We start from the raw sequence: 23,170 nt of genomic DNA on the forward strand, positions 1-23,170 counted from the left end.
GCCCGCAGGAGCGGAGGCCGGCACCCCGCCGCCGCCCGCCGCCGGCGAGGGGGGCCGGGCCGGGGCGCACGGTGAGGCCCGGGGGCGCTTCACGGTGCGGCTGGCCAACTTCGAGGGCCCCTTCGACCTGCTGCTCCAGCTGATCGCCAGGCACCGGCTGGACGTCACCGAGGTGGCGCTCTCCCGGGTCACCGACGAGTTCATGGCGCACATCCGCGCCATGGGCCCCGACGGGGACCTCGACCAGACGACCGAGTTCCTGGTCGTCGCCGCGACGCTGCTGGACCTGAAGGCGGCCCGGCTGCTGCCCGCCGCCGAGGTGGAGGACGAGGCCGACCTCGCGCTGCTGGAGGCCCGCGACCTGCTGTTTGCCCGGCTGCTGCAGTACCGCGCGTACAAGCGGGTCGCCGAGATCCTCGCCGCCCGCTTCGACGACGAGAGCCGCCGGTACCCCCGCACCGTCGGCCTGGAGCCGCACCACGCCGCGCTGCTGCCCGACGTGGTGTTCAGCGTGGGCCCCGAGGGGTTCGCCGCCCTCGCCGCGAAGGCGATGCGGCCCAGGCCCCGGCCGGAGGTGTACGTGGACCACGTCCACGCGCCGCTGGTCAGCGTCCGCGAGCAGGCGGAGGTCGTGGTGGCGCGGCTGCGGGAGCGCGGCGAGGCCCGGTTCGGCGAGCTCGCCGAGGACGCCCCCGACACCCTCACCGTCGTCGCCCGCTTCCTCGCCCTGCTGGAGCTGTACCGGGACGGGGCCGTCGCCCTGTGCCAGGACGACCCGCTGGGCGAGCTCACCGTCCGCTGGACCGGCGGCGACGCCGACGCGGCGGTCACCGACGAGTTCGACCGGGCCTCTCGGCCCGAACGGGAGGAGGAGGCGTGATCGCCGCCCCGGAGCTGAAGCCCGCCCTGGAGGCGGTGCTCATGGTCGTCGACGAACCGGCGGCCGAGGAGCACCTCGCCAGGGTGCTCGGGCACCCGCGCCACGAGGTCGCCGCCGCGCTGCGCGAACTGGCCGGCGAGTACGACGACCAGGGGCGGGGGTTCGAGCTGCGCCTCGTCGCGGGCGGCTGGCGGTACTACACGCGGCCCGCCCACGCCTCCGCGGTGGAGAGCTTCGTCCTCGACGGCCGGCAGGCCCGCCTGACGCAGGCCGCGCTGGAGACCCTGGCGGTCGTCGCGTACCGGCAGCCGGTCAGCCGCTCCCGCGTCGCCGCGGTGCGCGGCGTGAACTGCGACGGGGTCATGCGGACCCTCCTCCAGCGGGGCCTGGTGGAGGAGGTGGGCACGGAACCCGGGACAGGTGCGATCCTGTACGGGACGACGAACTACTTCCTGGAGCGGATGGGCCTGCGCGGCCTGGACGAGCTCCCCGAACTCGCGCCCTTCCTCCCCGAGGCGGAGGCGGTCGAGGCCGAGTCGCCGGAAGCGGTCCCGTCGTTCGATCCGGATTCACCGGATTGACGAGGACGCAGACGACAAGACGGAACTGTGATGCGAAGCAGCAGCGGCAGGAACAGCAGCGGAAACAACGGCGGGAGCCGTGGTGGCAACAGCGGCGGCCGCGGCAGCAGCGGCGGCCGCGGCNGCCACCNGGGCGCCGGCGGCGGCCGCGACGACCGGCGGCCGGACGGCCCCGGCCCGCCCGCGCGAGCTGGACGCCCGGATCGAGGAGCGCAACCGCGAGCGGCACGCGAACGGGCCGCAGGCGCAGGACCAGGAGGGCGAGCGCCTGCAGAAGGTCCTGGCCCGCGCCGGGTACGGCTCGCGCCGCGCCTGCGAGGAGCTGATCGAGGAGGCCCGCGTCGAGGTCAACGGCTCGATCGTCGTCGAGCAGGGCCTGCGCGTCGACCCGGAGAAGGACGAGATCAAGGTCGACGGACTGACCGTCGCCACGCAGTCGTACCAGTTCTTCGCGCTGAACAAGCCCGCCGGAGTCGTCTCCACCATGGAGGACCCCGACGGCCGCCAGTGCCTCGGCGACTACGTCACCAACCGCGAGACCCGCCTCTTCCACGTCGGGCGGCTCGACACGGAGACCGAGGGCATCATCCTGCTCACCAACCACGGCGAGCTGGCCCACCGCCTCACCCACCCGAAGTACGGCGTGAAGAAGACGTACCTGGCGGCCATCACGGGCCCGCTCCCGCGCGAGGTGGGCAAGCGGCTCAAGGACGGCATCCAGCTGGAGGACGGCTACGCCCGCGCCGACCACTTCCGGGTGGTCGAGCAGACCGGCAAGAACTACCTGGTCGAGGTGCAGCTCCACGAGGGCCGCAAGCACATCGTGCGCCGCATGCTCGCCGAGGCGGGCTTCCCCGTGGACAAGCTCGTGCGGACCGCCTTCGGCCCCATCCAGCTGGGCGACCAGAAGTCGGGCTGGCTGCGCCGCCTGACCAACACCGAGGTCGGCATGCTGATGAAGGAGGTCGGTCTCTGACCGCCCCCGCCCACCGGTGAGGGAGCCCGCGGCCCGGACGGCCGCGGGCTCCCTCGTGCTTGCGGCGCCACCCGTCCCCTCTTTATAGTCAGGGTGACCTTTAAAGGCCGTCCCTCGGAGGCGCCGTGCCGACCCGGGTGCCGAGCGGTTACGACCCGCGCGCCTTCGAGCCGTTCGCGGTCACCGTCGACCTCGCCGTCTTCACCCTCCGCGCGGGCCGCCTGCACGTACTGCTCGTCCGCCGCGGCGAGGAGCCCCACCGGGGCCGCCGCGCCCTCCCCGGCGGCTTCCTCCTGCCGCGCGAGTCGGCCGACGCCGCCGCCCGCCGCGAACTCGCCGAGGAGACCGGCCTGTCCGGCGCCACCGCAGCCCGCCTCCACCTGGAGCAGCTGCGCACCTACAGCGACCCGGACCGCGACCCGCGCATGCGCGTCGTCTCCGTCGCGTACACCGCGCTCGGCCCCGACCTGCCCGAGCCGCGCGGCGGCGGCGACGCCGCGGAGGCCCGCTGGCTGCCGTACGGCGCGCAGGGGCCGCTCGCCTTCGACCACGACGCGATCCTCGCCGACGCCCACGACCGCGTCTGCGCCAAGCTGGAGTACACCTGCCTGGCCACCGCCTTCTGCCCGCCCGAGTTCACCCTCGGCGAGCTGCGGCAGGTGTACGAGGCGGTGTGGGGCGTCCCGCTGGACCGCCCCAACTTCCGGCGCAAGGTCCTCGCCACCCCCGGCTTCGTCCGCCCCGCGGAAGGCGCGCCGCGCCTCACCGGCGGACGGGGGAAGCCGGCCGCCCTCTACCGGGCGGGCGACGCGACCGCCCTCCACCCACCACTGCTGCGGCCGGCACGGCCGGAACGACGGGAGACCACCCCATGACCGACGGCACCGGGGACGCACGCCCCCGCAGGACCGCCGCCGAGGGGGCCGCCACCGGCGCCCTCCTCGGACTCGCCCTCGGCGACGCGATGGGCCTGCCGACCGAGTTCATCGACATACCGAGGATCACGAGCTGGTACGGCCCCTGGCGCGACCTGCCGCTGCCCGCCCCCGCCCGCGTCACCGACGACACGCAGATGACCCTCGCCGTGGGCCGCGCGCTGCGGACCGCGACGGCCGGGGGCCCCCTCGCGCCGGAGGGGTTCGCCCGCGCGCTGCGCGAGGAGTTCGTCGCCTGGGCCCGCTCGCCCGAGAACGACCGCGCCCCCGGCCGCACCTGCCTGGTCGCCTGCGGGCTGCTGGCCGCCGACCTGCCCTGGCAGGACGCCGCCCAGATCGGGTCCAAGGGCTGCGGCGCCGACATGCGGGTCGCGCCGGTCGGCCTCGTACCCGGCCTCACCGGCGGGCAGCGGGCCGGCGCCGCCCAGTTGCAGGCCGCGCTCACCCACGGGCACCCCACCGCGCTCGCCGCGTCCGACCTCACCGCCCACGCCGTGCACCTGCTGGCGCGGGGCGCCGAACCGCTCGGCCTCGTCGGGCTGCTCCGCTCGTACGCGTACGAGAACCGCTCCCGCTACCACGAGGCGTGGCTCGGCGACCTGTGGACCCGCTCCCAGGACCCCTCGCCGCGCCACTTCGCCGAACGCGGCTGGGACGAGTGCCTCGCCGTGCTGGAGCGCGTCGCCGCCGCCCTGCGCACCGCCGACCCCGAGACCGACCCGTGCCTGCTCACCGGCGAGGGCTGGGTCGCCGAGGAGGCGCTCGCCACCGCGCTGCTGTGCTTCCTGATGTTCCCGCGAGAACCCCTCACCGCCCTGCGCCGGGCCGCCTGCACCAGCGGCGACTCCGACTCCATCGCCTGCCTCACCGGGGCCTTCGCCGGCGCCCACCTCGGCGTGGCGGCCTGGCCGGGGGAGTGGGCGGAGCGCGTCGAGTACCGCCGGGACCTCCTCGTGCTCGGCGCCCTCTGGGATGCTTGACCGGTGATCGAACACCTGGACCTCTCCGCTGTCGTCGCCGGGCAGCCCGACCCCCTGCCCTTCGTCACGGTCTCCGGCGCGCACCTGTACGGCTTCCCCTCCCGCGACTCCGACGTGGACCTGCGCGGGGCGCACCTGCTGCCGGTGGAGGCGCTGACCGGGCTGCGCGAACCGGAGGAGACGCGCTCGCACACCTGGGAGCACGACGGCGTGGAGATGGACCTGGTCACGCACGACCTGCGGAAGTTCGCCCGGCTGATGCTGCGACGCAACGGCTACGTCCTGGAGCAGCTGCTGTCCCCGCTCGTCGTCCGCACCGGCGGCCTGCACGCGGAGCTGGCCGCCCTGGCCCCCGGCGTGCTCACCACCCACCACGCCCACCACTACCGGGGCTTCGCCTGCACCCAGTGGCGGCTGTTCGAGAAGAACGGCGAGCTGAAGCCGCTGCTGTACACCTTCCGCGCCCTGCTGACCGGCATCCACCTGATGCGGTCCGGCGAGGTCGTGGCGCACCTGCCGACCCTGTGCGGCGCGGTCGGGGAGGCCCCCGCGTACCTCGCCGAGCTGATCGCCGCCAAGGCGGAGGCCGAGCACGGCCCGGCGGACGGGACCGACACGGAGCGGCTGCGCGCCGACGTGGAGGCACTGCACCGGGCGCTCGACGACGCCCGCGCGGCCTCCCCGCTACCCGGCGACGCCACGGGGGCGCACGACGCCCTGCACGACCTCGTCGTACGCGCCCGGCGGGGACAGCGCGCCGAGGGCTGAGCGCAGCCGGGTCCGGAACAGGAAGTCCTCCACCCGCTCCCGGTCCGGCTCCTCCGGCAGCGGGGACGACGGGAGCGCCGCCTCGGCCTCCGCCGCCAGCCGCGTCATCCACGCCTCGGCGTCGGCCCACGCCACCTCGCCGCGCCGCACCGCGAGCAGCCGCTCCCGGTGCCCGCCCGCGTCGACGACCAGTTCGCCGGTGCGCAGCAGGTCCCGGCAGGACGCGAGCAGCCGCAGCAGGTGCATGGCGTGCTTCCAGCGGGGCGCCCCGCGGTGCCGTACGTCCGCCTCCAGCCTCCGGCGCTGCGACAGCGCGTACCGGGTGAACGTCCCGTACACCCGCCGGGACAGGAACGCGCCGCGCAGGGCCAGCAGTTCGCGGCCCGTGTCGTCGACGTGCTCGACGAGCGGCGAGTGCAGGCACTCCAGGATGTTCGGATTGGACTGCAGGGCCAGCTCGCAGAAACGCTCCAGCTCCCAGCTGAACTGCTCGGGCGCCGGTCCCTCCACGTGCGTGGGCGGCTTGGCGAACCGCCACTGCGACGGCGTCGGGGCGAGGAACACCCCGCGGCGGTCGGTGTCGCTGCCGTCCACGGCCAGCCCGAACGCCCGGGAGCCCATGACGCAGGAGTAGACGGTGTGGTCGCGCACGAGGGCTTCCGGCGTGATCTCGCTTCCGGGCATGGCCACGACCCTAACGGGCCCCGCCGGATCCGTCCCGGCCCTTTCGGCCCCGGCGCCGTGCGCGGCCCGCCGGGACGCGCACGGCACCGGCACGCCGCGGCGTCCGGAGGGCGCGGCGGCACGCACCGGCCCCGCTCCCGGGCGGCCACCCGGCGCCGCACACCCGTACGGCGCGGTCCACCGGAACGGGGCCATGATGGGCGCATGCGCGAACTGACCTACGCGGACGTGGGCATGACGGCGGGCAGCGGACCGGTGCCGCCGGGCTTCCACGTGCTGCGGCTCCGCACGTCGCTGGGGCCCGGCACGTACGACCGCGCCGCCGAGGCGCTCTTCGGGTGGGAGATGCACCGCGCCACCCCGCTGATCCGCGTCCCGGACGGCACTCCGCGCGCCGCGCCCGGGGTGCGGGTGGTGCTGCGGGCGGGACCGCTCGGGGTGCCGTGCCAGGTCGTGTGGGCCGTCCGGGAGGAGCACCGGACCGGGTTCGCCTACGGGACGCTCACCGGGCACCCCGAGTGCGGCGAGGAGGCGTTCGTCCTCGAACGCCTGCCGGACGGCTCCGCCGACTTCGTCGTCCTCGCCGTCAGCCGGCCCGCGGCCTGGTACACGAAGGCGCTGGGCCCCGGCGGGCGCCTGCTCCAGCGGGCGGTGGCGCGCCGGTACGCCGCGAGCCTGGCGCGGCTGGCCCGAGCGGCGTGAGGCCGCCCGCCCGGCCCGCGGCCNCCCGCGNTGCCGCCGGCCGGCGGGGCCGTCGCCTCACATTGACGCTTCCCCGGTCGGACCCCGGCGGGCCGGGGCCCCGGCCTCCCTCCTCGCGGGCGGCGCCGTCGCGCCGGGCGGTCCCGCCGAGGGACCCCGCGGGCCGCGGGGACCGGTCCGGTGGCCCGGGTGACCGACGCCCGGGTGACCGACGGCGTGCCCCGGCGGCCCGGCCGCCACCGCGCCGGACGGTCCCCGCGCCGCCTTCGGACCCGTCGGCGCGGCGCGGAGCCGTGCGCGTTCCCCGCGCCGGCGGGCCGCGCGCCCGCGCCGTGTTGACTACGCTGGACGCGCGGTACGGCACGGCCCGCGGCCGGGCCCCGNCGCGGGGAGCGGACGCGGCGGCACGGCACGGCCCGTGGTGCCGTCTCGTCCCGCCCCGCGCCGTCCGGCCCNATAGGACCCCGGCGGGCCGCGACCACCGCCTCCNTNCGCNCCGGCGCCGCGCCGGCCCTGCGCAAGGACACCGCCCAGTGAGAACCGCCGTCGTCATCGGAACCGGGCTGATCGGCACGTCCGTCGCCCTCGCCCTCACCGACCGGGGCGTCACCGTCCACCTCGCCGACCACGACCCCGCCCGGGCCCGCACCGCCGCCGCCCGCGGCGCCGGCACGGACGCCCCGCCGGAGGGGACCGCCGACCTGTGCGTGGTCGCCGTGCCGCCCGCCCACGTCGCCGCCACCCTCGACGGGGCCATGCGCGCCGGCACCGCGCACGGCTACCTGGACGTGGCGAGCGTCAAGGGCGGCCCGCAACGGGAGCTGGAAGCCCTGGGCGCCGACCTGTCCGCGTACATCGGTACGCACCCCATGGCCGGCAAGGAGCGCTCCGGCCCGCTCGCGGGCAGCGGCGACCTCTTCGAGGGCCGCCCCTGGGTCCTCACGCCCACCCGGGAGACGCGCACGGAGGTGCTGAACCTGGCGCTGGAGCTGGTCGCCCTGTGCCGGGCCGTCCCGGTCGTCATGGACGCCGACGCGCACGACCGGGCCGTCGCCCTCGTCTCGCACACCCCCCAGCTGGTGTCGTCGATGGTCGCCGCCCGGCTGGAGGAGGCCGAGGAGACCGCCGTGCGCCTGTGCGGCCAGGGCATCCGCGACGTCACCCGCATCGCGGCCTCCGACCCCCGCATGTGGGTCGACGTCCTCTCCGCCAATCCGGGACCGGTCGCCGACGTGCTCGCCGCGCTCGCCGCCGACCTCGACCGGACGGTCCGCGCGCTGCGCGCCCTGCAGTCGGCCGACGGCGCCGAGCGCGGCGAGGGCGCGACCGGCGTCGAGGACGTCCTGCGCCGCGGCAACACCGGCCGCGCCCGCGTCCCCGGCAAGCACGGCACGGCCCCGGCCGCGTACGAGACGGTCGCCGTCCTCGTCAGCGACCAGCCGGGCGAGCTGGCACGGATCTTCGCGGACGCCGGCCGGGCGGGCGTCAACATCGAGGACGTCCGCATCGAACACGCGACCGGCCAGCAGGCGGGCGTGGTGCAGCTGATGGTCGCCCCGTCCGCCGCGCCCCTCCTCGCGGCCTCCCTCCGGGAGCGCGGCTGGGCCCTGCGCCAGTAGCGCGGGGCCCGCGGCNGGGGCCGGGCCGAACGGGTGCGAGGGGCGGCGGGGACAGTCGGTAACCTTGTGGCGGGCCCCCGGCAGCCGGCCGGCCCCTCTCCCCTGCAGGCAGGAAGGTCTCCCCCACCGTGGATCCCGTGATCGTCGCCATCGACGGCCCCTCCGGTACGGGCAAGTCGAGCACCTCCAGGGCCGTCGCCGCCCGGCTCGGCCTCGGCTACCTGGACACCGGCGCCCAGTACCGGGCGATCACCTGGTGGATGATCACCAACGGGATCGACGTGGACGACCCCGCCGCCGTGGCCGGCGCCGCCGGCAAGCCCGTGATCGTCTCCGGCACCGACCCGTCCCAACCGACGATCACCGTCGACGGCGTCGACGCCTCCGGCCCGATCCGCACGCAGGAGGTCACCTCCAAGGTCAGCGCCGTCAGCGCGGTCCCCGAGGTGCGCACCCGGATCACCGGGCTCCAGCGCTCCATCGCGGCCTCCGCCCCGCTCGGCATCGTCGTCGAGGGCCGCGACATCGGCACCACCGTCCTGCCCGACGCCGACCTCAAGGTCTTCCTCACCGCCTCCCCGGAGGCCCGCGCCGCCCGCCGCGCCGCCGAACTGGCGGGCGCCGACGTCTCCGCCACCAGGGAAGCCCTGGTCAGGCGGGACGCCGCCGACTCCACCCGGAAGACCTCCCCCCTCGCCAAGGCCGCCGACGCCGTCGAGCTGGACACCACGGAGCTGACGCTCCAGCAGGTCGTCGAGCACGTGATCGCCCTGGTGGCGGAGAGGCGGGGAGCCGCCAAGTGACCCCCTCGGCGAAGGGCGCCGCCGTCGGGCGGGGCATCGGCATCGGCCTGATGTACGGCTTGTGGAGGCCGCGCGTGCTGGGCGCCTGGCGCGTACCGGCCTCCGGCCCCGTCATCCTCGCCGCCAACCACACCCACGTCCTCGACGGCCCCATGGTCATCGGCACGTCCCCCTGGCCCGTGCACTTCCTGGTCAAGAAGGAGGCGTTCGTCGGGCCGCTCGGCCGCTTCATGACGGCGACCGGGCAGCTCCCGGTCGACCGCGCCGCCGCCGACCGCACCGCGGTCACCGGCGCCCTGGACGTCCTCGCCTCCGGCGGCGTCCTCGGGATCTTCCCCGAGGGCACCCGCGGCGACGGCGACTTCGCGGCGCTGCGCGCCGGCCTCGCCTACTTCGCCCTGCGGTCCGGCGCGCCGATCGTCCCGGTCGCGGTCCTGGGGAGCGGAGAGCGCCGCGGACGGCTGATCAGGGCGCTGCCGCCGCTGCGCGGCCGCGTCGACGTCGTCTTCGGCGACCCCTTCGACGCCGGCGACGGCAGCGGGCGCCGCACCCGCGGGGCCCTGGACGACGCCACCGTACGCATCCACAAGCGGCTCACCGCCCACCTGGAGGACGCCAGGCGCCTCACCGGGCGCTGAGCGACACTTTCGAGTAGTGGCCCCGGCCCCGGCCGGACACCCACCGACCACCACGAACGCACGAGGAACGGACTTCATGAACGACCAGCACGACCACGGGGCACTTGGCGACGCCGAGTACGCGGAGTTCATGGAGCTCGCCGCCGAGGAGGGCTTCGACGCCGACGAGGTGGAGGGCGCGATCGAGGAGGCCGGGCACGGCCCGCTGCCCGTCCTCGCCGTCGTCGGCCGCCCGAACGTCGGCAAGTCCACCCTGGTCAACCGGATCATCGGCCGCCGCGAGGCCGTCGTCGAGGACCGCCCCGGCGTCACCCGCGACCGCGTCACCTACGAGGCCGAGTGGGCCGGCCGCCGCTTCAAGGTCGTCGACACCGGCGGCTGGGAGCAGGACGTGTTCGGCATCGACGCCTCCGTCGCCGCGCAGGCCGAGTTCGCGATCGACGCGGCCGACGCGGTCGTCTTCGTGGTCGACGCGACCGTGGGCGCCACCGACACCGACGAGGCCGTCGTCAAGCTGCTGCGCCGCGCCGGCAAGCCCGTCGTCCTCGCCGCGAACAAGGTCGACGGACCGTCCGGCGAGGCCGACGCCGCGATGCTGTGGTCCCTCGGCCTCGGCGAGCCGTTCCCGGTCTCCGCGCTGCACGGCCGCGGCACCGGCGACCTCCTCGACGAGGTCCTCAAGGCCCTCCCCGAAGCGCCCGAGCAGACGTTCGGTGCCGCCGTCGGCGGCCCCCGCCGCGTCGCCCTCGTCGGCCGCCCGAACGTCGGCAAGTCGTCCCTCCTGAACAAGCTCGCGGGCGAGGAGCGGGTCGTCGTCAACGAACTCGCCGGCACCACCCGCGACCCGGTCGACGAGCTCATCGAACTGGGCGGCAAGACCTGGAAGTTCGTCGACACCGCGGGCATCCGCAAGAAGGTCCACCTCCAGGAGGGCGCGGACTACTACGCCTCCCTGCGCACCGCCGCCGCCGTCGAGAAGGCCGAGGTGGCCGTCGTCCTGATCGACACCACCGAGTCCATCTCCGTCCAGGACCAGCGGATCATCACGATGGCCGTCGAGGCGGGCCGGGCGCTCGTCATCGCCTACAACAAGTGGGACGAGCTCGACGAGGAGCGCCGCTACTACCTGGAGCGCGAGATCGAGACCGAGATGCAGCAGGTCTCGTGGGCGCCCCGGGTGAACGTCTCCGCCCGCACCGGCCGCCACATGGACAAGCTCGTCCCGGCGATCGAGACCGCGCTCGCCGGCTGGGAGACCCGCGTCCCCACCGGCCGCCTCAACGCCTTCCTCGGCGAACTGGTCGCCGCCCACCCGCACCCGATCCGCGGCGGCAAGCAGCCCCGCATCCTGTTCGGCACGCAGGCCGGCACCAAGCCGCCCCGGTTCGTGCTGTTCGCGTCCGGCTTCCTGGAGCACGGCTACCGCCGGTTCGTGGAACGCCGCCTGCGCGAGGAGTTCGGCTTCGACGGCACTCCCATCCACCTCTCGGTGCGGGTCCGCGAGAAGCGCGGCCGCAAGAAGTAGCCGCACGGCGCACGGCGGGGCCGGGAGGACGATCGCGTCCTCCCGGCCCCGCCGTGCCGCGCGCCGCGTCACATGCCGCGGCGCGGCGCCGGTGGCAGCGCACGGTGCGCCGGCCCGCCGTACGGCCGGGTCGGCGCGTGCCCGCCGTACTGCTGCGCCTGCCATCCCCGCCCGTACCCGTGCGCGCCGGCGGTGTGGCCCGTGGTGTGGCCGGTGGCGTCGGCGTGGCGGGTGGGGGGCAGTACCCCGAAGGCCCGGAACGCGAGGTCCTCCTCGCCGGTGCGGTCGCCGGGCAGCGCCCGGAACGACCGCCGGTACTCGGAGTACAGCGCGTCGTAGATCGGCGTGGGCGAGTGGGGCAGCCCGTCCTCCGCCGGGCGCATGGCGGGGGATGTACTGGTACGGCTGGCGGGACGGCTCGTATGAGTGCTGCACGTAGGTGCCAACGAACCCGCCGCCCGCGGGATGCGGCCCACCCGGGGGAATCGCCCTCCCCCGGGCGGGCGGCGGGGAACCCATCAGGACGTGCCGGCCAGCGGCATGGCGGCGGCGACCAGGCGGCCGTTCGCGGCGGCCTTCTCCAGCGCGTCCCGCAGCAGGTCCTCGCGGGGCTGCTGGCCGATGGAGCCGACGGGCGCGGCGAAGACCAGCACCGTGTGCGAGGCGTTCGCCGCCGTCCGCCAGCCCTCGGTGACCTGGAGCGGCTGGTGCGCCTGCCACCAGGCGACCTGCCGTCCGGTGGCCGGGTCCGGCTGGAGGATCGCGTGGAGCCGCCCCGCCGCGAGCAGCACGGACCACCCCCCGAGCACCGGCGGCCTCCGGTCCAGGCCGGGCACCGGGAGGAAGCCCTGCTCGCCGAGGAGCGGCAGGAACTCGTCCTCGGCGCCGTAGGAGCCGGGGCGGGTGATCGGCGCCGTCGGCTCGACGACGAGCGCCGGATGCGGGTCGCCGCCGACCAGGACCAGTCCGCTCGTCACGCCCAGGACGGCCTGCCGGGCGTCCGGGGGCGCCTGCACCGGGGCGGGGGCCGGCCGCTGCGGCTCCTGGCCGGTGATGGACCGGACGGCGCCCTGCAACTGCTCCTCCGAGACCCTGACGACCTGGGAGGCGAGGCAGGTGGCGTGGGCGAAGGCGAGGACGGCGGTCTCCTCGCCGACGAACAGCACGGTGCTGGTGCGCTCCTGCCGGGGGTCCCCCGGGGTGCGGCAGGAGGTGCAGTCGTAGCTGTCCGGGGCGTTGCCGCCGGTGAGCAGCCGGTCGGCTTCGTCGTCACCGATCTCGGCGCGTACGTCCTCGCTGACGTCGAGCATGCGCGGCACGGGTGGCTCCTCGGACTCGTTGGTGCGTGCGGTACCGGGCGGGTCCCGGCACACCTCGTGACGGGTTCAACGGGCGAGCGCCGAGCGGGTCACGCGCGGCGGCCGGACCACCGGGAGCCGTGCCCGGCCCGCCCCGGCCCGCCCGGGCGGGCGGGTCTGCCGACCGGGTGGGTTCGCGGCGCGGCCGGGCGGCGCGCCGGTGCGCCGGGGCGGCACCGCGGGGAGCGGTGCCTAGCGTGGCCCGATGCCGAAGCAGCCGAGACCCCCGCGCACCCGGCGCGTGCGAGGCGCCGCCGCCTCGCTGTCCGTGCTCGTCCTGGCGCTGGCCTGCGCCCTCGTACCGGCCCCGCCGCGCGACGCGGCCGCCTGGGCCTCCCCGCCCCCTGCCGGGGCCCTCCCCGCCCGGGAGCACCGGGCGCCCGCCGCCGGACACGCCGACTGCCCCGGCGACTGGCCCTGGGGGTGCGTCGCCCTCTGCGAGAGCGGCGGACGCTGGGACGCCGACACCGGCAACGGCTTCTACGGAGGGCTGCAGTTCAAGCAGTCCACCTGGGAGGAGTCCGGCGGCCTGACGTACGCGCCGCGCGCCGACCTGGCGAGCCGCGCGCAGCAGATCGCGGTCGCGCAGGAGGTGCTGCGCCGGCAGGGGTGGGCCGCGTGGCCCACGTGCTCCCGCCGGTACGGGCTGTCCGGCCGGTACCACACGGTCCAGCCGGGCGACTCGCTGAGCGCGGTGGCGCGGCGGTTCGGCGTCGCCGGCGGCTGGCGGGCGCTGTACGAGGCGAACCGGGACGTGGTGGGAGACGACCCCGACACCGTCCTGCCCGGTCTGATGCTGCGCATCCCGTAGGCCCCGGGACACCCCCGCCGCCGGGGGAGGGGCGCCCCGCGGGGCGGCCGGACGGGCCGGGCACGGCGGGTCCGGGGCGCCGGGCAGGCGGAGACGGTCCCGCACCCGCGGCGCCGTCCGCGCCGTCCGGCCGCCCGCACGGCCCCGCACCCGGCCGGCCGTGCCCGCCGGCTCCGGCGCGGCCCCCGGCGGGAGCCGAGTACAGTCCACCTCTGACGACCTATCGACCTGGGGACCCGGCTGCGCGATGCACATCTCCTTCCTGCTCCACAACGCGTACGGGATCGGCGGCACCATCCGCACGACCTTCAACCTCGCCGAGGCGCTCGCCGCCCGCCACGAGGTGGAGATCGTCTCCGTCTTCCGCCACCGCGACGAGCCGACCCTCGGGGCCCCCGCCGGCGTGACCATGAAGCACCTCGTCGACCTGCGCAGGCACAGCCCCGGCTACGACGGCGACCACCCCGACTACCGGCGGCCGGCCGAGGTCTTCCCGCGCGGTGACGGCCGCTGGAAGCAGTACAGCCGCCTCACCGACGCGAGGATCGCCGCGCACCTGGGGACGGTGGAGGCGGACGTCGTCGTCGGCACCCGTCCCGGACTGAACGTGCACATCGCCCGGCAGACCCGCCGCGGCCCCGTGCGCGTCGGCCAGGAGCACCTCACCCTGGACAGCCACGGCTACCGGCTGCGCCGCGAGATCGGCTTCCGCTACCCGCTGCTCGACGCCGTCACCACCGTCACCGAGGCCGACGCCCGCTCGTACCGCACCCGGCTCAGACTGCCCGGCGTCCGCATCGACGCCGTCCCCAACAGCGTCCCCGCGCCGAGCGTCGAACCCGCCGACTCCACCGCCAGGTGGGTCGTCGCCGCCGGCCGGCTCACCCGGGTCAAGCGGTACGACCTGCTGGTGGAGGCGTTCGCGAAGGTCGTCGCGGCCCGTCCCGACTGGCGGCTGCGGATCTACGGCTCCGGCGACGCCACCGGCAACGAGAAGGACGCCCTGCGGGCCCTGATCGAGCGGCGCGGGCTGCACAACCACGTCTACCTCATGGGCCCCGCCCACCCCCTCGAACCGGAGTGGGTCAAGGGGTCCGTCGCGGCCGTCACCTCCCGCATGGAGTCCTTCGGCATGACCATCGTGGAGGCGATGCGCTGCGGGCTGCCCGTCGTCTCCACCGACTGCCCGCACGGCCCCCGCGAGATCATCGAGGACGGCGTCGACGGGCGGCTGGTCCCGGTCGGGGACGCGGACGCCGTGGCCGAGGCGCTGCTCGGCCTCATCCAGGACGACGAGCTGCGGCGCCGCGCCGGGCGGGCCGCGCTCGCCGCGTCCCGCCGCTTCGACCCGGCGCGGATCGCGGAGCGGCACGAGGCGATCTTCGCGGAACTGGTCGCCCGCGGACCGGGCGGCGCCTCCCGCGGCCGGGTCCGCGACGCGCTGCACCGCGTGCGGGGCGCCGCCCTCGACGCCGCGTACTCCGCCCGCTACCGGGCCGCCGACGCCCTCCGGAAGGGGAAGCGCGCATGACCGGCACCACGGACGCCTCCGGGAGCGGCGATCCGCGCGCCGACTGCGTCGCGGACTCCGCGGGCGGCATCACCTTCGACATAGCGGGCCACGACGTGCACCGCTCCTCCCCGGCGGGGCCGGGCGGGGAGCCCGGGGCGGAGCCGGTCCTGGTGCTGCGCCGACGCGGCGCCGACCCGGCCGAGGAGACGCGGCTGCCGCTCACCCCGACCGGCGGGGGCCGGTCGCGGGCCGTCCTGCCCAGCACGGTCGAACTGGCGGAGGGGCACTGGGACGTGGCCGTGGGGGACCGCCCGGTGGAGCCGGGCGTCCGCGACGTGCGGGCCCTCGTCGACCGCCTGCCCGACCCCTCCGGGCCGGTCGCCGCCCGCGTCCCGTACCCCACGCCCGACGGGCGGCTCGCCGTGCGGAGCTGGCTGCGCGCCCGGCACGCCGAGGCCGGCGACCTGACCTTCGGGGAGGGCGGCTGCACGGTCGAGGGCCGGCTGTACGGCGCCGAACTGGGCGCCGGCGCGGTGGCCGAGGCGCGGTGGGGCGGCGAGGTGCGGGAGGTGCCGGTGGCCGGCGAGGGCGGCGCGTTCGCCTTCACGGTGCCCTACGGCCGGCTCGCGGCGCCCCCGCCGGACCGGCAGCGGATGTGGCAGCTGTGGCTCCGGCCCGCGGCCGGCGCCGGGCCGGTGCGGGTCGCCCGGATCCTCGACGACGTGTGGGACCGCCGGAGCGTCTTCGTCTACCCGGAGCACGAGGGCGACGGGTTCCGCGCGGCGCCCTGCTACAGCGCCGACAACGAGCTCTGCGTCCGGGTCGTCCCGGTCCCGTAGCCCTTCCGCGCACGCCGGCCCCGGCCGCCCCGTCCGCGGCCGGGGCCCCTCCCGTGAGGGCCCCGGTGCGGTCGGCCGCCATTCCCGGAAACACCGGTGGGCACACCGCGGGAAGGTGCGGGAATCGTGTGGAGGAATCGTGGAACACGCGTGTCGGTGCTACCGGGGCGAGGTGGCCCGGGGAATTCCGGAACAGGAGAACACGGGCCGCTCCGACCGCGGGGAGAATTGCTCCGGAACGCCTCTCCGCCCGTCCCGTCGGGGAAAAGACCCGGCCACCGCGGAACAGGTTCCTGTGACATACATGTGACACACCGCGTACAGGCGGATGGCGGCACCCGTACGGGGACGCCTACGGTGGGGCCATGGCATCGACACCCACCACACCCCCCGAGCGACCCGACGAACCCGACACGTACGTCGGCCTCGACGAGCAGGAGGCCGCGAGCCTGGCCCGCTCCCGGGGCTGGACGACCGTGCGGACGCTGCCGCCCGGCGTCATGATCACGCTCGAGTACCTGGAGGGCCGCATCAACTTCGAGGTGCGCGACCACACCGTCACCCGCTGCTGGACGGGCTGACTCCGGCGGCACGGGGAAGGCCCCGGCGCCGGGCCGGGGCCTTCCCCTCCTCGTGCGGGCCGCCGCCGGCGGCTCACCCGCCCGTCGCCGGACGGGAGCGCGGCGGCCTGCGGCTGCCCGCCGGGGTGACGGGCATCCGCTCGGAGCGCAGCGCCGCGTGCGTACGGGGCTGCGACAGGGTCGTGCGGATGCTCGCGGCGTGGGCCGCGGCCCCGGCGCCCACCGCCCCGGCGCCCGCCAGCGGTTCGAGTACCGGCTCNNNNCNGCCCCCGCGGCCGGCCGCGGGGGCTGCGCGTCCGGCAGCCGCCCGGCGACCGCCACCGGCGCCACCGGCAGCACGGGGGCGGGCGCGCGGCGGCCTTCCCGCAGCCGGTCGCGGACCCGGTCCCGCACGCCGAGGAGCAGTACCTCGGCCCGGGCGATCAGCGGCTCGCACCACGGCAGGCCCAGCAGGATCAGCAGACCTGCGGCCCATCCCAGCAGCACGTCGCTCAGCCAGTGCGTACCGAGGTAGACCGTGGTGAGGCCGACGCCCAGGGCGACCACGGCGGAGAGGGCCGACAGATGGCGGCGCGCTCGCGGCGTGGTGGCCAGGTAGGAGAGGATTCCCCAGGTCACCACGGCGTTGGCGGTGTGCCCGGAAGGGAATATATCGCCGCCCGCGAACAGTTCGGCCGAGCCGATCTGCGTCGCGTAGTGCGGGCCGAGCCTCCCCAGGCCGATCTTCACGGCGCCCACCGTGACGTTCAGCAACAGCAGTGCCGTGCCCAGCACCAGCAGCGGGCGCAGGGTGTGCTGCCGCCAGGACCGCCAGCCGAGCCAGGCCGCCACCATCACCGCCGTCGGACCGCGCTGGCCGAGCACGACGAAGTAGTCGAGCGGCGCGTGCAGCTCGGGCCACTGCTGGTACGGCCGGAACAGCATGACCTTCCAGTCGACGAGCACCAGCCACGTCGACGCGAGCACGGCCACGACGATGGCCAGGTAGAACACGGACGTCCCGCCGAAGAGGGCGAGACGCGTGCGGCTCATCCGCGGGATCTCCGACTTCGGCGGTTCCGGCTCCCGGTCCAGCCGGGCAAAGATGTCGGTACGCACGCGATCGACGTTACAGGGAGTGAGTGTCAGGCCAGGCCGATCCGGTCTCTTTGTGATGACGATGTGATGTGGAGTGGGTCTCGGCGGCTGTTTATCCGATTCTTATCCATAAAGCGGCGGGAGGGTTCGCCGTAATGCTCCGAGGGGTTCTTCCGTAAGCGTGTTTGCGCGCCGGAGGGAAATACGCCACCGCCGCTTCCCCGTGGAATTGGTACGCCGTTCGGGTCGCCGCCGGCGCGTTGCGGCCGGCCCCCGCGTGGCGCATGCCACACGTCCGGGCGCGTCCCTTTGAGAGGTGGGCCACGCGCCGTCCGTCCCACGTCACGTAGGCTGACGTCTCGCTCTCCCACCCCCGGAGGGCCGAACACGCCCGGTCGGGGGCTCCCCGGACACCGGGTCGCCCCGCGGGGGTNNCCCCTTCCCCGGCCGGCGCCCGCCGAGCGCGACAGAGTTCCACGCGGGAGGTAGCTACATGTCGGGAACGACCAGTGTCGGAGTGCGTCTGCGCGCCGCCGGCGGCGGTGCCGACCGCTGGGTCGTCCTGTTCGTCCTCTGTGTCAGCCTGCTGCTGGTCGCCCTGGACGCGACCGTCCTCCACGTCGCCGTCCCCGCGGTCACCGAGGACCTCAGACCCAGCTCCACCGCCCTGCTGTGGATCGTCGACGCCTACCCCCTCGTCTGCGCCTCGCTGCTGATCCTCTTCGGCACGCTGGGCGACCGGGTCGGGCGGCGGCGCGTCCTGCTCGGCGGGTACGCGCTCTTCGGCGCGGCGTCCGCCGTCGCGGCGCTGGCCGACACGCCGGCGGTACTCATCGCCGCGCGCGTGCTGCTGGGCGTCGGCGGCGCGATGATCATGCCGGCCACCCTGTCCATCCTCCGCGCCGTCTTCCCCGACCGGCGCGAACGGGCCACGGCCATCGGCATCTGGACGGCGGTCGCTGCGGTCGGCGCCGCCACCGGGCCGGTGCTCGGCGGTTTCCTGGTCGAGCACTTCTGGTGGGGCTCGGTCTTCCTGATCAACCTCCCCCTGATGGCGCTGATCCTCCCCGCCGGGCGCTGGCTGCTGCCCGAGTCGCGGGGGAGCGGCGACGGCCCCTGGGACGTCCTCGGCGCGCTGACGGCCGCCGCCGGCGTCCTCGGCGCCGTCCTGGGCATCAAGCGGATCGGCGCGGGCGACCCGCTGGCGAGCCCCGCCACGCTCGGCCCCCTCCTGCTCGGCGCCGCGCTGCTCGTCCTGTTCGTCCGGCGGCAGCGGCGCCGCCCCCACCCGCTCGTCGACATGCGGATGTTCTCGCGGGCCGCGTTCGCCACGTCCGTCGGCTGCATCGTGCTCGCCATGCTGGCGCTGGTCGGCCTGGAGCTGATCGCCGTCCAGTACCTCCAGCTGATCCTGGGCCTCAGTCCCCTGGAGACCGGGCTGCGGCTGCTGCCGCTGACGTTCGCGGCGATGGCCGCCGGCGCCACCGGTTCGCGCACCCTCGCCCGCCTCGGCCCGCGCCGGATGGTCGGCTGGGGCTTCGTCCTGACCGCGGGGTCCGTGCTGCTGCTGCTCCTCATGGGCCAGCACGACCGGCCGCTCCTGCTGACCGCCGGCTTCGTCCTGCTCGGCTTCGGCCTGCAGACCACGCTGTTCGCGGCGTACGAGTCGATGCTCAGCGAGGCGCCCGCCCACAGCGCGGGCGGCGCGGCGGCCATCGGCGAGACCTCCTACCAGCTCGGCGCGGGCATGGGCATAGCCCTGCTCGGCAGCGTCATGAACGCCGCGTACGCCCCCGGCCTCGCCGGCGTGCCCGGCGTCCCCGCGCAGGCGGGCGCCGCCGCGGCCAACTCGCTGGGCGAGGCGTACCAGGTCGCGGCCGGGATCGGCGGCGCGGCCGGCGAGGCGCTGCGCACCGCCGCGCGCCACTCCTTCGTGCACGGGCTGCACGTCACGCTGGTGGTCAGCGCCGGGCTGCTGCTCGCCGGGGCGGCCATGGCGCTGCGCCTGCCGCGCGTGATGGACCCGCGGACCGACGAACCGGACGGGCCCCCGGGCCCCGGCGGACCGCCCGGACCGTCCGGCGGGCTCCGCGCGGAGCCCGCGGGCCCCGGCGGCGAGGGCCCCGCGGGCGGCGCGGACCGGACGGGACCGGCCCGCCGGGCGGGCACCGGCGGCCTCGGCGTCCCCGTGCAGCGCGAGGCACACGACGCGCCGGACGCGGACGGCGCCCCCGGCACCCCGCCGAAGGCCGTCCGGCGCGCCCCGGCGGAGCCGGCCGGCTCTGGACGCGCGGCGCGCTGAGCCGTAACGTCGGCGCCCGGTCCCGCTGCCCCGGACCGCTCCTCTTCCCGTCGTTTCCCTGGTGAGCCAGTTGCCGGAGGTCCTCGTGCCCGCACCCTCGAAGCTCCCGCCGTTCGACCCGGGCGACCCGCTCGGCGTCGACGACCTGCTCGGCCCGGAGGACCTCGCCGTCCGCGACACGGTGCGCGCCTGGGCCGCCGAGCGGGTGCTGCCGCACGTCGCCGAGTGGTACGAGAGGGGCGAGGTGCCCGTCATCCGCGAGCTCGCCCGCGAGCTCGGCGCGATCGGGGTGCTCGGCATGTCCCTGGAGGGGTACGGCTGCGCGGGCGCGAGCGCCGTCCAGTACGGGCTGGCCTGCCTGGAGCTGGAGGCCGCGGACTCCGGCATCCGCTCCCTGGTGTCGGTGCAGGGCTCCCTGGCCATGTACGCGATCTGGAAGCACGGCTCCGAGGAGCAGAAGCGGCGCTGGCTGCCGTCCATGGCGTCGGGCGAGACGATCGGCTGCTTCGGCCTGACCGAGCCGGACCACGGCTCCGACCCGGCCGCCCTGCGCACGTACGCCAGGCGGGACGGCTCGGACTGGGTCCTCAACGGGCGCAAGATGTGGATCACCAACGGCTCGGTCGCGGGGGTCGCCGTCGTCTGGGCGCAGACCGACGGGGGGATGCGCGGCTTCGCCGTGCCGACCGACACCCCGGGCCTGTCCACGCCGGAGATCCGGCACAAGTGGTCCCTGCGGGCCAGCGTCACCAGCGAGCTGGTGATGGACGACGTGCGGCTGCCCGCCGACGCGGTCCTGCCCGGCGTGACGGGGCTGAAGGGCCCGCTCGGCTGCCTGTCGCACGCCCGGTACGGGATCGTGTGGGGCGCCATGGGAGCCGCGCGCTCCTCCTTCGAGGCGGCGCTCGACTACGCGCGGACGCGGGAGCAGTTCGGGCGGCCCATCGGGGGCTTCCAGCTCACCCAGGCCAAGCTCGCCGACATGGCGGTGGAACTGCACAAGGGCATCCTGCTCGCCCACCACCTGGGCTCGCGGATGGACGCCGGGAGGCTGCGCCCCGAGCAGGTCAGCTTCGGCAAGCTGAACAACGTGCGGGAGGCGATCGGGATCTGCCGCACGGCCCGGACGATCCTGGGCGCCAACGGGATCTCCCTGGAGTACCCCGTGATGCGGCACGCCACCAACCTGGAGTCGGTGCTCACCTACGAGGGCACGGTCGAGATGCACCAGCTGGTGCTGGGCAAGGCGCTCACCGGTCTCGACGCCTTCCGGTGAGCGGCCTCGCCCTCAGCTCTGGTTGAAGAAGCCGTCCTGGGCGCGGCCCCCGGACTCCCCGGTGACGATCTGCGTGTCCGCGGGCGTCAGCAGGAAGACCCGGGTGGCCACCCGCTCGATGGAGCCGCGCAGGCCGAAGGTCAGGCCGGCCGCGAAGTCCACGATCCGCTTGGCGTCCTCGGGCTCCATGGCGGTGAGGTTCATGACGACCGGGACGCCGTCCCGGAACAACTCGCCGATCGTCCGGGCGTCGCGGAAGCCGTCCGGCGACACGGTGGCGATCCGGCGGCCCTCCTCCCGCGCGCTCTCGGAGGCGACCCGCACCCGGGGGTCGGTCACCCAGGCGTCGCCGCCGTCGGCAGTCTCGGCGTACTCGTCGTCGTAGTAGCGCTCGTCGTTGTCCTCGACGAGTCCCAGCCAGGCACTCGCCTTGCGCACCGATCCCATGGACGCCTCCTTTCAACGTGGTCACGTGTGGTTCCGCACCCCCATGGTCGTCCATGATGCGGATCGCACGCCAAGTGGATACCCGCCGTGCGAGCGTTTCGTGACGGTACTGGTGCAGAAGATATGGTGATTCGTCAGGGTTCTTGCTGCGCAACAGGCTTCTTGTACCCCAAATATGAAATTCACACCGGACGGGCAGGTCGGCGCGCGTACGGGTGAACGAGCCCCCGGCTACGATGCCCGACGCACAAGGATCCAGTCACGGGGGAGCACATGTTCGGAATCGTCAGACCCTGTTCGCACCGGCTCGGCGGGGGGCTCCTGGCGGAGTGGACGGCGCACCTGTGCGGGCTCTGCCTCGCCCTGCGCGCCGACCACGGGCAGTTCGCCCGTGTCGCCACCAACTACGACGGCCTGCTGATATCGGTCCTGACGGAAGCTCAGTCCGAGCGCGCCGCCGGGGCCCGGCGCACCGCCGGGCCGTGCCCGCTGCGCGCGATGCGCACCGCGCCCGTCGCACGCGGCGAGGGCGCCCGGCTGGCCGCCGCCGTCTCCCTGGTGCTCGCCTCGGCCAAGGTGCGGGACCACGTCGCCGACCGCGACGGGCTGCTGGCCCGCCGGCCGGTCGCCGCGGCCGCCCGGCGGGTCGCGCACCGCTGGGACGCCGCGGGCGCCCGCACCGGGCGGGAACTCGGATTCGACACGGCGGTCCTGCTCGACGCGGTTGACCGCCAGACCGGCGTCGAGGCGCTGGCCCGGCCCGGCACGCCCCTGACGGCGGTGACCGAACCGACCGAGACGGCCACCGCCGCCGCGTTCGCGCACACCGCCGTCCTCGTCGGCAGGCCGGGGAACGCCGCGCCCCTCGCGGAGGCGGGCCGGTTGTTCGGACGTCTCGCGCACCTGCTGGACGCCGTCGAGGACCTGGACGCCGACACGGCGTCGGGCGCCTGGAACCCGATCACCGCCACCGGCACGCCCCTCGCCGAGGCGCGGCGCCTCGCCGACGACGCCGTGCACGGCGTACGCCTGGCGCTCGCGGACGTCGAGTTCGTCGACGACCGGCTGGCGCACCGGCTCCTCGTGCACGAGCTGCGGCGCTCGGTGGACCGCGCGTTCGCCACGACGACCTGCGCGCACCGGGGGCACGGCGCTCCCGGCTCCCCGTACGGCCACCCCCGCCAGGGCGGCGGCCGGCCCCGCGGCGCGTACGGCTCCCACCCCTACGGGGGCGGCGGGCCGACCGGGAGCGGCGGGTCCGGCGAGTCCGGCGGGCGGGGCTTCGGAGGCGGGGGAGCGGAGCGGAAGCCGCCGCGCGGGTTCCTCGCCGGCTGCGCCGTCTTCGTCGGCCTGTTCTGCACCTGCCAGATCTGCTGCGCCAAGGAGTACGAGGGCCCCTGGTCCCGCAAGAAGCGCGAGGGCTGCTGCCGCGACTGCGACGGCAACTGCAGCTGCGACTGCTGCTGCCCCTGCGACGGCTGCTGACGGCCGCGCCGACGCCGTACGGCACCGTTCCCCGCCGTCCTCGCCGTCCTCGCCGCCCACCCGCCGTCCCGTCGACGGCCTCGCGCCGCCCGCCCCCGCCCGTTTCGCCGTGCGGGGGCGGGCGGCGTCCTGCTATGGGCGCGCGACGGCGCCCGTACCCCCGACCGGAGCGGGCGCGCGGTCCGGCCGGGATCGACCTCACACCGCGTCAACCTCCTGGCCACATCAGATATTCGCATTCGGAACCGGTCGACCACGATCGGGAGTAATGGGTGAGAGTGAGGGAGGGGTGTGACGATCATGTGTGCGTCCCGAAGTCGTTCTTGTGTGCGACCCGTCGGCGTCGGAATAGTTGGCGGTCCATCCTCCGTGTCAGGCGTCTCCCTTGCC

At 75.7% G+C, this 23,170-nt stretch carries 20 protein-coding genes and 4 pseudogenes; 18 read left to right on the forward strand and 6 right to left on the reverse strand.

Going from position 1 to position 23,170, the window contains the following annotated elements:
- From MW084_RS20120 to MW084_RS20145, 6 genes and pseudogenes are all read left to right on the forward strand, one after another.
- Positions 1-880, forward strand: an 880-nt coding sequence (locus MW084_RS20120; RefSeq protein WP_420833751.1) for a segregation and condensation protein A, incomplete at its 5' end; no start/stop codon positions are given.
- Positions 877-1,492, forward strand: a pseudogene (scpB, locus tag MW084_RS20125) (SMC-Scp complex subunit ScpB). The gene MW084_RS20120 and the pseudogene scpB, both read left to right, overlap by 4 nt.
- A 100-nt stretch (positions 1,493-1,592) precedes the next feature.
- Positions 1,593-2,437 (forward strand): annotated as a pseudogene (locus MW084_RS20130) (pseudouridine synthase); the annotation flags it as partial.
- Positions 2,438-2,562: 125 nt separating this feature from the next.
- Complete coding sequence (locus MW084_RS20135) at positions 2,563-3,312, forward strand: NUDIX hydrolase (RefSeq protein WP_010476077.1); 750 nt, start codon at positions 2,563-2,565, stop codon at positions 3,310-3,312.
- Entirely contained in the window at positions 3,309-4,352 is a 1,044-nt protein-coding gene (locus MW084_RS20140; protein ID WP_010476076.1) for an ADP-ribosylglycohydrolase family protein, read from the forward strand. Before MW084_RS20135 ends, MW084_RS20140 begins: the two co-directional genes overlap by 4 nt.
- A 3-nt stretch (positions 4,353-4,355) precedes the next feature.
- Positions 4,356-5,120 (forward strand): nucleotidyltransferase domain-containing protein, encoded by a 765-nt coding sequence (locus MW084_RS20145; protein ID WP_010476075.1) that lies wholly within the window; start codon positions 4,356-4,358, stop codon positions 5,118-5,120.
- Here the strand turns inward: MW084_RS20145 and MW084_RS20150 are convergent.
- Positions 5,037-5,804 carry a nucleotidyltransferase domain-containing protein gene (locus tag MW084_RS20150; RefSeq protein ID WP_010476074.1) on the reverse strand — a complete coding sequence of 256 codons (768 nt, stop codon included), beginning with the start codon at positions 5,802-5,804 and terminating at the stop codon, positions 5,037-5,039. The two genes, MW084_RS20145 and MW084_RS20150, sit on opposite strands and share 84 nt — an antisense overlap.
- Positions 5,805-6,008: 204 nt before the next feature.
- Between MW084_RS20150 and MW084_RS20155 the strand changes: the two genes are divergently transcribed.
- The 5 genes from MW084_RS20155 (at position 6,009) to der (ending at position 11,091) form a co-directional block, all read left to right on the forward strand.
- Positions 6,009-6,506 (forward strand): DUF1990 domain-containing protein, encoded by a 498-nt coding sequence (locus MW084_RS20155; protein ID WP_010476073.1) that lies wholly within the window; start codon positions 6,009-6,011, stop codon positions 6,504-6,506.
- A 533-nt stretch (positions 6,507-7,039) separates the two neighbouring features.
- Positions 7,040-8,125 (forward strand): prephenate dehydrogenase, encoded by a 1,086-nt coding sequence (locus MW084_RS20160; protein ID WP_010471381.1) that lies wholly within the window; start codon positions 7,040-7,042, stop codon positions 8,123-8,125.
- Positions 8,126-8,262: 137 nt separating this feature from the next.
- Complete coding sequence (gene cmk / locus MW084_RS20165) at positions 8,263-8,928, forward strand: (d)CMP kinase (RefSeq protein WP_010471383.1); 666 nt, start codon at positions 8,263-8,265, stop codon at positions 8,926-8,928.
- Between the two features lie 50 nt (positions 8,929-8,978).
- Complete coding sequence (locus MW084_RS20170; protein WP_050986789.1) at positions 8,979-9,566, forward strand: lysophospholipid acyltransferase family protein; 588 nt, start codon at positions 8,979-8,981, stop codon at positions 9,564-9,566.
- Positions 9,567-9,642: 76 nt separating this feature from the next.
- Positions 9,643-11,091: a ribosome biogenesis GTPase Der gene (gene der, locus MW084_RS20175; protein ID WP_010471388.1), complete on the forward strand. Its 1,449-nt coding sequence runs from the start codon at positions 9,643-9,645 to the stop codon at positions 11,089-11,091.
- Between the two features lie 68 nt (positions 11,092-11,159).
- On the opposite strand, the gene MW084_RS20180 is transcribed toward der, so the two are convergent.
- Both MW084_RS20180 and MW084_RS20185 read right to left on the reverse strand, forming a co-directional pair.
- A complete protein-coding gene (locus MW084_RS20180; protein WP_010471390.1) occupies positions 11,160-11,474 on the reverse strand; it encodes a hypothetical protein in 315 nt (104 codons plus the stop codon).
- Positions 11,475-11,609: 135 nt separating this feature from the next.
- Complete coding sequence (locus MW084_RS20185) at positions 11,610-12,410, reverse strand: hypothetical protein (protein WP_010471392.1); 801 nt, start codon at positions 12,408-12,410, stop codon at positions 11,610-11,612.
- A 244-nt stretch (positions 12,411-12,654) separates the two neighbouring features.
- Here MW084_RS20185 and MW084_RS20190 point away from each other — a divergent pair, with 244 nt between their 5' ends.
- From MW084_RS20190 to MW084_RS20205, 4 genes are all read left to right on the forward strand, one after another.
- Positions 12,655-13,260 carry a LysM peptidoglycan-binding domain-containing protein gene (locus MW084_RS20190; protein ID WP_010471394.1) on the forward strand — a complete coding sequence of 202 codons (606 nt, stop codon included), beginning with the start codon at positions 12,655-12,657 and terminating at the stop codon, positions 13,258-13,260.
- A gap of 247 nt (positions 13,261-13,507) precedes the next feature.
- On the forward strand, positions 13,508-14,791 hold the full coding sequence (locus MW084_RS20195) for a glycosyltransferase family 4 protein (RefSeq protein ID WP_010471396.1): 1,284 nt from the start codon (positions 13,508-13,510) through the stop codon (positions 14,789-14,791).
- Positions 14,788-15,612, forward strand: a complete 825-nt coding sequence (locus MW084_RS20200) for a hypothetical protein (protein ID WP_010471398.1) — start codon at positions 14,788-14,790, stop codon at positions 15,610-15,612. Before MW084_RS20195 ends, MW084_RS20200 begins: the two co-directional genes overlap by 4 nt.
- A 365-nt stretch (positions 15,613-15,977) precedes the next feature.
- Positions 15,978-16,193: an I78 family peptidase inhibitor gene (locus MW084_RS20205; protein ID WP_010471400.1), complete on the forward strand. Its 216-nt coding sequence runs from the start codon at positions 15,978-15,980 to the stop codon at positions 16,191-16,193.
- A gap of 73 nt (positions 16,194-16,266) precedes the next feature.
- Here the strand turns inward: MW084_RS20205 and MW084_RS20210 are convergent.
- Positions 16,267-16,452: pseudogene (locus tag MW084_RS20210) on the reverse strand (phosphatase PAP2 family protein); the annotation flags it as partial.
- Positions 16,453-16,458: 6 nt separating this feature from the next.
- Positions 16,459-17,225: pseudogene (locus tag MW084_RS20215) on the reverse strand (phosphatase PAP2 family protein); the annotation flags it as partial.
- A 538-nt stretch (positions 17,226-17,763) separates the two neighbouring features.
- On the opposite strand from MW084_RS20215, the gene MW084_RS20220 reads away from it, so the two are divergent.
- Both MW084_RS20220 and MW084_RS20225 read left to right on the forward strand, forming a co-directional pair.
- Positions 17,764-19,572 (forward strand): MFS transporter, encoded by a 1,809-nt coding sequence (locus MW084_RS20220; protein WP_029553556.1) that lies wholly within the window; start codon positions 17,764-17,766, stop codon positions 19,570-19,572.
- 85 nt (positions 19,573-19,657) lie between these two features.
- On the forward strand, positions 19,658-20,848 hold the full coding sequence (locus MW084_RS20225) for an acyl-CoA dehydrogenase family protein (protein ID WP_010471406.1): 1,191 nt from the start codon (positions 19,658-19,660) through the stop codon (positions 20,846-20,848).
- A 12-nt stretch (positions 20,849-20,860) separates the two neighbouring features.
- On the opposite strand, the gene MW084_RS20230 is transcribed toward MW084_RS20225, so the two are convergent.
- A complete protein-coding gene (locus MW084_RS20230) occupies positions 20,861-21,295 on the reverse strand; it encodes a cell division protein SepF (protein WP_010471408.1) in 435 nt (144 codons plus the stop codon).
- A 273-nt stretch (positions 21,296-21,568) separates the two neighbouring features.
- Between MW084_RS20230 and MW084_RS20235 the strand changes: the two genes are divergently transcribed.
- Positions 21,569-22,780, forward strand: coding sequence for a DUF5685 family protein (locus tag MW084_RS20235; protein WP_010471410.1), 1,212 nt, complete (start codon positions 21,569-21,571; stop codon positions 22,778-22,780).
- Positions 22,781-23,170: the final 390 nt, after the last annotated feature.

The sequence above is a fragment of the Streptomyces sudanensis genome (genome assembly GCF_023614315.1).
Classification (GTDB): domain Bacteria; phylum Actinomycetota; class Actinomycetes; order Streptomycetales; family Streptomycetaceae; genus Streptomyces; species Streptomyces sudanensis.